The organism is Pseudomonas wayambapalatensis (assembly GCF_049942315.1).
Taxonomy (GTDB): domain Bacteria; phylum Pseudomonadota; class Gammaproteobacteria; order Pseudomonadales; family Pseudomonadaceae; genus Aquipseudomonas; species Aquipseudomonas wayambapalatensis.
In genome coordinates this window covers 1-9306 of sequence record NZ_JBNFMU010000085.1, presented here as the reverse complement: position 1 = coordinate 9306, position 9306 = coordinate 1, and the positions used below count along the sequence as shown (strand labels likewise).

Annotated in this window: 8 protein-coding genes; 2 read left to right on the top strand and 6 right to left on the bottom strand. The window is 62.8% G+C overall.

The window, feature by feature from the left end; genetic code table 11:
• Nucleotides 1-183 precede the first annotated feature (183 nt).
• From ACPZMI_RS03190 to ACPZMI_RS03165, 6 genes are all read right to left on the bottom strand, one after another.
• The gene (locus ACPZMI_RS03190) at nt 184-951 is read right to left on the bottom strand and encodes an SDR family oxidoreductase (RefSeq protein WP_411383365.1); all 768 of its coding nucleotides are present in this window, start codon (nt 949-951) and stop codon (nt 184-186) included.
• Nucleotides 952-1546: 595 nt separating this feature from the next.
• A complete protein-coding gene (locus ACPZMI_RS03185; RefSeq protein WP_054894550.1) occupies nt 1547-2263 on the bottom strand; it encodes an ABC transporter ATP-binding protein in 717 nt (238 codons plus the stop codon).
• Complete coding sequence (locus tag ACPZMI_RS03180; protein ID WP_186665953.1) at nt 2260-3135, bottom strand: ATP-binding cassette domain-containing protein; 876 nt, start codon at nt 3133-3135, stop codon at nt 2260-2262. Before ACPZMI_RS03180 ends, ACPZMI_RS03185 begins: the two co-directional genes overlap by 4 nt.
• Entirely contained in the window at nt 3132-4433 is a 1302-nt protein-coding gene (gene livM / locus ACPZMI_RS03175) for a high-affinity branched-chain amino acid ABC transporter permease LivM (protein WP_186665951.1), read from the bottom strand. The genes ACPZMI_RS03180 and livM overlap by 4 nt, the downstream gene beginning before the upstream one ends.
• A 2-nt stretch (nt 4434-4435) precedes the next feature.
• On the bottom strand, nt 4436-5350 hold the full coding sequence (locus tag ACPZMI_RS03170) for an ABC transporter permease subunit (protein WP_186665947.1): 915 nt from the start codon (nt 5348-5350) through the stop codon (nt 4436-4438).
• A gap of 159 nt (nt 5351-5509) precedes the next feature.
• Nucleotides 5510-6646 carry a branched-chain amino acid ABC transporter substrate-binding protein gene (locus tag ACPZMI_RS03165; RefSeq protein WP_186665946.1) on the bottom strand — a complete coding sequence of 379 codons (1137 nt, stop codon included), beginning with the start codon at nt 6644-6646 and terminating at the stop codon, nt 5510-5512.
• A 493-nt stretch (nt 6647-7139) separates the two neighbouring features.
• On the opposite strand from ACPZMI_RS03165, the gene pncB reads away from it, so the two are divergent.
• Complete coding sequence (gene pncB / locus ACPZMI_RS03160; RefSeq protein WP_426351658.1) at nt 7140-8345, top strand: nicotinate phosphoribosyltransferase; 1206 nt, start codon at nt 7140-7142, stop codon at nt 8343-8345.
• A 3-nt stretch (nt 8346-8348) separates the two neighbouring features.
• Nucleotides 8349-9176, top strand: a complete 828-nt coding sequence (gene nadE, locus ACPZMI_RS03155; RefSeq protein ID WP_186711696.1) for an ammonia-dependent NAD(+) synthetase — start codon at nt 8349-8351, stop codon at nt 9174-9176.
• Nucleotides 9177-9306: the final 130 nt, after the last annotated feature.

Sequence of the window (9306 nt, the reverse complement as noted above, 5' to 3'; positions counted from 1 at the left end):
CCAGCCCGACCCCTGTGGGAGCGGCGGTTCGGCGCTCCGACTTGCCCGAGAAAAAGACACCGCGCTGCCTGGCACGGGCTACGCCCGTGTTCGCGGGCAAGCCCGCTCCTACAGGGGGATTGGGCTGACCTTTAGATTTTGAGCAAGACAGTTGCTCCTACAAGAGTTGGCGAGGAACCGTTTTCAGCCCTTGGCCGAGCGGTCGATCGAGAACCCAGCCCAGTCCTGGCTTACCGGCATCAGTTCAAGGTTGTTGATGTTGATGTGCGCCGGCTGGTTGAGCACCCAGAAGATGGTGTCGGCGATGTCCTGCGGCTGGATCGGCTCGGCGCCCGCGTAGGTAGCGTCGTAGCGCGACTGGTCGCCACCGAAGCGCACCAGCGAGAACTCGCTTTCGCACAGCCCCGGCTCGATGTTGGTCACCCGTACGCCGGTGCCGCGCAGGTCGCAGCGCAGGCTCAGGGAGAACTGCCCGACAAAGGCCTTGGTGCCGCCATACACATGGCTGCCCGGATAGGGGTAGTTGCCCGCCACCGAACCCACGTTGAGGATGCTTGCGCCACGGCCATGGGCGATCAGGCGCGGCAACAGCAGGCGGGTGGTGTACATCAGGCCCTTGATGTTGGTGTCGACCATGGTTTCCCAGTCGTCCAGGTCGCACTGCGGCGCAGGGTCGGCGCCCAGGGCCAGCCCTGCGTTGTTGACCAGGCCCTGCAACTTGTCGAAGGTCGGCGGCAGGCCGGCAATCGCCGCCTCCATTGCCTTGCGGTCGCGCACATCGACCACCAGGCCCAACACCTCGGTCTTGGCCGACAGCTCGGCGCACAGGGCGTCCAGGCGCTCCTTGCGGCGACCGGTGAGCACCAGCTTCCAGCCCGCGTCGGCGAAACGACGGGCAGTGGCTTCACCGAAACCGGAAGTGGCACCTGTGATGAATATGGTGGACGTCATGCTGTTCTCCTTCGCTGTAGGGGTCGTCGCAGGCCTTGCAGCATGCCCGCGGCGCTCGCCGGCAGCAAGCCGTTTTCGGTACTGGTCAAAAAACAGGCAACGCCTCGAAAGCCTTGCAGCACAAGGGCTGGTGCAGGCTATACGCATCTTATCCACAAGGCTTTCCCCACGGATTGGGGGCAACTCGTCGGGTAAAGGGAACCCTGTGGCCTGAGGGAACTCTTTCAGAGCGCTCAGGGTGATGGCTCAACGCTTTCAGCCATGCCGTGTACAGCGGTCTGTCCAAGGGTTGTGCACAGACTTATCCACAGAAAGACAGCCGCGATCCCTGGCCGCGTTTCAACGGCAAAAGAGCCACGGAATTGTGCACAAAGCTCGATTGATCAATTATTGATCATTGCCATGCAGGCCTTGGATTGCGAGGGGTCCAGCGAGGTGCCACCATGTTTTCCACAGGCGGTTCCACATTAATCGTGGAAAAGACCGTGCCTGTGGAAACAAGGGGTTATGCGGGGAATCTACAGTGTTTCAAGCGGGATGTGCGACAAGTTGTCCACATTGCCGACCGGGGCCGCAAAGCAGCCCCTGCACCACCTCAATGCCCGCCCAGATACGCGCTACGCACCTCTTCGTTGACCAGCAACTCCTGCCCGGTCCCGGTCATGCGAATCTGGCCGTTGACCATCACATACGCCCGGTCCGACAGTTTCAGCGCATGGTTGGCGTTCTGCTCGACCAGGAAAATGGTCATGCCGGTCTTGGCCAGTTCGCGCAGGGTCGAGAAGATCTGCTTGACCACGATCGGCGCCAACCCCAGCGACGGCTCGTCCAGCAACAGCAGCTTGGGCCGGCTCATCAAGGCACGGGCGATGGCCAGCATCTGCTGCTCGCCGCCGGACATGGTCATGGCCCGCTGGTTGCGGCGCTCCTTGAGTCGCGGGAACAGCTCGTACATGCGCTGCATGTCTTCGTCGGCATGCTTGTCGCCGATGGGGATGGTGCCCATCATCAGGTTCTCCTCGACGGTCATGTCGGGGAACACCCGCCGCCCTTCCGGCGACTGGGCGATGCCGTTGGAGGCGATGTAGTGCGACGACTTGCGGGTAATGTCGGTGCCACGGTAGAGGATCTGCCCCGAGGCCGCCCGCGGCTGGCCGAAAATCGACATCAGCAGCGTGGACTTGCCCGCGCCGTTGGCACCGATCAGGCTGACCGTCTCGCCCTCCTCGATATGCATCGAAACCTTCTTCAGCGCCTGGATCGGCCCGTAGAACACATCCAGGTCCTTGAGCTCGAGAATGGGTGCACTCATATCAGTTCCTCTTCGTCGGCACCCAGGTAGGCGGCGATTACCGTCGGGTTGTTGCGGATGTCCTGCGGGGCGCCTTCGGCGATCACATTGCCGTGGTCGAGCACGACGATGTGATCGGAAATGCTCATGACCATGCCCATGTCATGCTCGATCAGCACCACGGTGATGTCGTGCTCGTCGCGCAGCACACGAATCATGCGGCTCAGGGCCTCGGTCTCCTGCGGGTTGAGGCCGGCGGCCGGCTCGTCCAGGCAGATGATCTTCGGCCGCGTGCACATGGCCCGGGCGATCTCCAGGCGGCGCTGCTGTCCGTACGACAGCTCGCCGGCCAGGCGGTTGGCGCAATCGACCAGATCGACCACCTCCAACCAGTAGAACGCGTGGTCCAGCGCATCGCTTTCGGCCTGGCGATAGCCCTTGGTGTTGAGCACCCCGGCCAGCAGATTGCGGTTGACCCACATGTGCTGGGCCACCAGCAGGTTTTCCACCACCGACATTTCCTTGAACAGGCGAATGTTCTGGAAGGTGCGTGCCAGGCCCGCGCGGTTCACCAGGTGGGTGCCACCGAACATCTTGTAGTACAGGCGGTTGGCGAAGCGCGCCGGGGAGACGAAATCCGTCGCCTCGAAGCGTTCGCCCAGCAGCTGGATGACGTTGGTGTGACGGCCACGCACGTTCAGCTCGATACGCCCACCGCTGGCCTTGTAGAAGCCGGTCAGGCAGTTGAACACCGTGGTCTTGCCGGCGCCGTTGGGGCCGATCAGGGCGAAGATCTGGTTGCGCTTGACCTTCAGGCTGACGTCGCTGAGCGCCTTGATGCCGCCGAACTGCATCATCAGGTTGTCGACCGAGAGAATGATTTCGTCGCTCATGGCGCCACTCCTTTACGTGGGACCACGCCAGTGCGGCTGATGCGGATCAGCCCTCGCGGTCGCCAGATCATCATCAGCACCATCAGCACACCGAACAGCAGCACGCGGTACTCGGAGAAGCTGCGCAGCAGCTCCGGCGCCACGGTCAGCACGAAGGCGGCGATCACCACGCCCACGGTCGAGCCCATGCCGCCAAGCACGACGATGGCCAGGATCAAGGCCGATTCGAAGAAGGTGAACGACGACGGGTTGACGAAACCCTGGTAAGTGGCGAAGAACACCCCGGCAAGGCCCGCAGTAGAGGCGCCCAGGGTGAAGGCCGAAAGCTTGACCAGCACGTGGTTCAGGCCCATCGAACGGCAGGCGATCTCGTCTTCACGCAGCGCCTCCCAGGCTCGACCGACCGGCATGCGCGTGAGCCGGTGCTTGATGTAGAGCACCGCCAATACCACCAGGAACAGCACGATGTAGATGAACAGGAACTTGTAGTTGGCGTTGTATTCGATACCGAAGAACTCGTGGAACGGCACCCCGCCATCCTTCGCCCGACGGCCGAACTCCAGCCCGAAGAAGGTCGGCGACGGCGCCGGCATGCCGTTCGGACCGCCGGTGAACGACAACCAGTTGTTCAGCACCAGGCGAATGATTTCACCGAACCCCAGGGTGACGATCGCCAGGTAGTCGCCATGCATGCGCAGCACCGGGAAGCCCAGTATGCATCCCGCCAGCGCCGCAGCGATGGCCGCCAATGGCAGCACGGTCCAGAAGCCCAGCCCCAGGTACTGGTAGCCCAACGCCAGGCCGTAGGCGCCGATGGCGTAGAACGCCACGTAACCCAGGTCGAGCAGTCCGGCAAGGCCGACCACGATGTTCAGGCCCAAGCCCAGCAGCACGTAGATCAGCCCGAGGATGACCACGGTCAGCAGGTACTTGTTGGCAAAGATCGGGAAGACGATGGCGATGACGATCAGCGCCGGGATGATGTAGCGCAGGCGCGACTTGTAGTCGGGAGCCAGCACGTGCACGCCGGAGCCGCCGCTGTCGAAGCCTTGCAGCAGGCGTTGGCCGGTGGGTGTCTGCAGGAACAGGCTGAGCACGAAGCGACCGATCATCACCCCGCCGACCAGCCACGCGACTCGCCGGGGTTCTGCATTGAAGCTGTAGCCGTCGAGCACCACGCCGACGACCGGGCCGAAAACGATGAGCGCCAGCAGGCCGGCGACGAGGGTCTCGATCAGGCTGCGCTTGATGTCGAAGCCCTTGCTTGGAGAAGTGGAGGCAGTATTGGCAACGGACATGATCACACCTTAGCCACGAGCGGGCGACCGAGCAGGCCTTGTGGACGGAAGATGAGGATCATCACCAACAGCGAGAAGCTGAACACGTCCTTGTAGTCGGAGTTGACCAGGCCAGAGAACAGCGATTCGGAGATGCCCAGGATGATCCCGCCGAGCATGGCACCCGGCAACGAGCCGATGCCCCCGAGCACCGCGGCAGTGAACGCCTTGATGCCGATGATGAAGCCCGCGTAGAAGTCGAAGGTGCCGTAGTTCATGGTGATCAGCACACCCGCCAGCGCCGCCATCACCGCACCGATGACGAACACATAGGAGATCACGCGGTCGGTGTTGATCCCGAGGATCGACGCCATCTTGCGGTCCTGCTGGGTGGCGCGGCACATGCGCCCGAGCTTGGTGTACTTGATCACGTAGGTGAGCAGGCCCATGCCGACGAAGGCGGCAACCAGGATGAAGATCTTGGTGTAGGTGAGCTGGACGAAGCCGGTGCCGATATCGACGCGCCAGGCGCCTTCGAGCAGGGTCGGTACGCCTTGTTGACGCGCGCCCTGGCTGAGCTGCGCGTAGTTCTGCAGGATCAGCGAGATGCCGATGGCGCTGATCAGCGGAGCCAGGCGAGTGGAGTTGCGCAGCGGCTTGTAGGCGATGCGCTCGATGGTGAAGCCATAGACACCGGTGACGACAATGGTGAACAACAGCGTGCCAAGCATCAGCAGCGGGAAGGATTCGATACCGAAGTAGGCCAGCAATGCCAGGCTGATCGCCGCGAGATACGCGGAGATCATATACACCTCGCCGTGCGCGAAGTTGATCATGCCGATGATGCCATAGACCATTGTGTAGCCGATGGCGATCAGACCATAGACAGACCCGAGGGTCAGCCCATTGATCAGTTGCTGCAGGAAAATACCATCCATAACGCAATCTCACCTATTGAGATTGCACGAGCGCCGACTACGGCGGGGGCAAGGGTAGAGCGTTCCTCGCCGCGCAGGACTGTGCAGATCTACGGATAAAGTACAAATACCGCGGGGCCGCGGCCCGGTGCGCCAAGGCGACCGGGCTTCAAGCCATTGTTATTTTTGTTTTTCCAGCTGGTGGTACTTGCCGTTGGCATCCCACTGGTAGACCACGTAGTCGGAGACGGTCAGGTCGCCCTTGCTGTCCCACTTCTTCTCGCCCATGACGGTCTTGACCGGGTTGGCCTTGAGCCACTTGGCGGCGTCTTCGCCCTTGTTCGACTTGGCGCCGTTGAACGCGGCGGCCAGCGCCTGGACCGAGGCGTAGGCGTACAAGGTGTAGCCCTCAGGCTCGGTGCCGGCCTTGCGGAACTCCTCGACCACCGCCTTGCTGTCTGGCAGCAGGCGCGGGTCGGCACCAAAGGTCATGTACACGCCGTCGGTGTACTGCGCACCGCCTGCGGTGGCCACCAGTTCGTCGGTGACGATACCGTCGTCGGACATGAACTTGACGTCCTTCAGGCCCTGCTCGCGCAGCTGGCGCACCAGCGGACCGGCTTCCGGGTGCAGCCCGCCGAAGTAGACGACGTCGGCGCCGGTGGAGCGGATCTTGGTGACCACGGCGCTGAAGTCCTTCTCGCCACGGGTCAGGCCTTCGTACAGCACAGGCTTGACTCCGCGCTTCTCGAGCTGCGCCTTGGTCGCATCGGCCAGGCCCTGGCCATAGGTGTCCTTGTCGTGCAGGACCGCGACCTTCTTGCCCTTGAGCACATCGACGATGTAGTCGCCGGCGACGATGCCCTGCTGGTCGTCACGACCGCACATGCGGAACATGGCCGACAGGCCGCGCTCGGTGACCTGCGGGTTGGTCGACCCGGGGGTGATCGCGATGACGCCGGCTTCGTCGTACACCTCGGAAGCGGGAATGGTGTTGGAGGAGCAGAAGTGTCCGACCACGCCGATCACCTTGTCCTGATCGACCAGGCGGTTGGCCACGGCCACGGCCTGCTTCGGCTCGCACGCGTCATCGCCCTTGACCAGGACGATCTTCTCGCCGTTGATGCCGCCAGCCTTGTTGACCACATCGGCTGCCGCCTGGGCGCCCTTCATGTATTGCTCGCCAAACGCTGCGTTGGCGCCGGTCATCGGGCCCGCTACGCCGATCTTTACGTCGGCCTGTACATACGAAGAAACACCCAGTGCCGTAGCCACGGCCAGTGCCAGGAAACCTTTCTTGTAAAACGTCTGCGACATGAGGTGGTGCTCCTAGAGTTTTTTAGTTGGCACTACAACTTCATCAACCCTGTGCTCCGAGCAAGGGCCGTGCCATCAGTTTTGTCTTCCGGGAAAACACACTTCGCTGGGCCACTGCAGACCTCCGGCGGTCGTTTCTTTATTGAGCGTGCAACCGTCTGCCACAGGGCAGGCGCCACTGAACGCAAAACAAAGGAGCAACCGCAAGGTCCCATCATTGCAACCCTCGCAAGTGTTTACGTGCAACCGCCCTGTAACAGTGGACGTCACCGAAGTGCACACCGCTGGTGCGTCACTGCTACAGGCAGCACTGTTTGAAGGCTAGCTGGTGCACGGAAAAACACCCGATCTGGCGGTTCTGGCCCCTTCACGGGCAAGCCCGCTCCCACTCCTCTGTAGGAGCGAGCTTGCCCGCGAAGAGATCAGCCCAGACACCACAACACCCAAAAGGCTGGCACAATGTCCGCCATTCGCTGCTTCCGGAGCCTTTTTGATGAGCGAGAGCGCATTCGCCGAGCGCATCGTGCATAACCTGCTCGACACCGACTTCTACAAGCTCACCATGATGCAGGGCGTCCTGCACAACTACCCGGACGCCGACGTGGAATGGGAATTCCGCTGCCGCAACGGCGAAGACCTGCGCCCCTATCTGGGTGAAATCCGTCAGCAGATCGAACGGCTGGCCGACCTCACCCTCGACGACGGCCAACTGACCTTCCTCGAACGCATCAGCTTCCTCAAGCCCGACTTCCTGCGCTTTCTCGGCCTGTTCCGCTTCAACCTGCGCTACCTGCGCATCGGCATCGAGCATGACCAGCTGTTCCTGCGCCTGCGCGGCCCGTGGCTGCACGTGATCCTGTTCGAGGTGCCGCTGCTGGCGATCATCAGCGAAGTGCGCAACCGCGCCCTTCATCCGCAGATGCGCCTTGAGACTGCGCGCGACCAGCTCTATCACAAGTTCGACTGGTTGCGCGCCAATGCCAGCGAAGAAGAGCTGAGCGCCCTGCAAGTCGCCGACTTCGGCACCCGCCGACGCTTCTCGAGCCGCGTGCAGGAAGAGGTGGTACGGGTGATGCGCGATGACTTCCCGGCACGCTTCGTCGGCACCAGCAACGTCGACCTGGCATGGAAACTGGATATCAAGCCGCTCGGCACCATGGCCCATGAATGGATCATGGCCCACCAGCAGCTCGGCCCGCGCCTGATCGACAGCCAGATCGCCGCGCTGGACTGCTGGGTACGCGAGTACCGCGGGCTGCTCGGTATCGCCCTGACCGACTGCATCACCATGGATGCGTTCCTCGGCGACTTCGACCTGTACTTCGCCAAGCTCTTCGACGGCCTGCGCCACGATTCGGGCGAGCCGGTGGCCTGGGCGGAAAAGGCCATCGCGCACTATCGCAAGCTGGGGATCGATCCGATGACCAAGACCCTGGTGTTCTCCGATGGCCTGGACCTGCCGCGCATCCTGCAGATCTTCCGCGCACTGCGCGGCCGCATCAATGTCAGCTTCGGCATCGGCACCAACCTGACCTGTGACATCCCGGGTGTGGCGCCGATGAGCATCGTGCTTAAAATGACCGACTGCAACGGCTCGCCAGTGGCGAAGATTTCCGACGAAGCCGCCAAGACCCAATGCCGCGACGAGAACTTCGTCGCCTACCTGCGTCACGTATTCAAAGTCCCTAGCAAGGAGTAACCCATGCAAGCCGTTCAGCAAGAGATTGCCCAGGCGCTCAAGGTACAGCCACCCTTCGCCGACGCCGCCGCGCTCGAGAAGGAAGTGGCCCGGCGCGTGGCCTTCATCAAGGACTGCCTGGCCAACGCCCGACTCAAGACCCTGGTGCTGGGCATCAGCGGCGGCGTCGATTCGCTGACCGCCGCCCTGCTCGCCCAGCGCGCCGTCAATGAGCTGCGCGCCGAGACCGGCGACAAGGCCTACACCTTCATCGCCGTACGCCTGCCCTACCAGGTGCAGCACGACGAACACGACGCCCAGGCCTGCCTGGAGGTGATCAAGGCAGACGAAGTGCACACCGTCGATATCGCCCCGGCCGTCCGAGCCCTGGCCGCCGAAGTGGTGGAGCTGAAGAACGGCTCGCCGACCCTGGTCGACTTCGTCGTTGGCAACGTCAAGGCGCGCACCCGCATGGTCGCCCAGTACACCATCGCTGGCGCGCGCGCAGGCCTGGTGATCGGCACCGACCACGCCGCCGAGGCGGTGATGGGCTTCTTTACCAAGTTCGGTGATGGTGCCTGTGACCTGGCGCCGCTGAGCGGGCTGGTGAAGAACCAGGTGCGGGCGATCGCGCGCAGCTTCGGTGCGCCGGAATCGCTGGTGGAGAAGGTGCCAACTGCAGACCTGGAAGACCTGGAACCAGGCAAGCCGGACGAGGCATCACATGGCGTGACCTATCAGCAGATCGATGCCTTCCTGCATGGGCAGCCGGTTGACCAGGCAGCGTTCGACATCATCGTCGCCACCTACCGCAAGACCCAGCACAAGCGCGAACTGCCGTTCGCCCCATAAAAAGCTTCGCGGGGAAGAAAACTTGTGGAAGGGGTGGGGGGGTGTTTCGTTGGGTGGGGGGAAGAACGGGGCGGGGGGGGGTGGGGGGCGGGTGGGCAGAAAGCAGCAAACGAGCCCGGTCCTCCTGCCC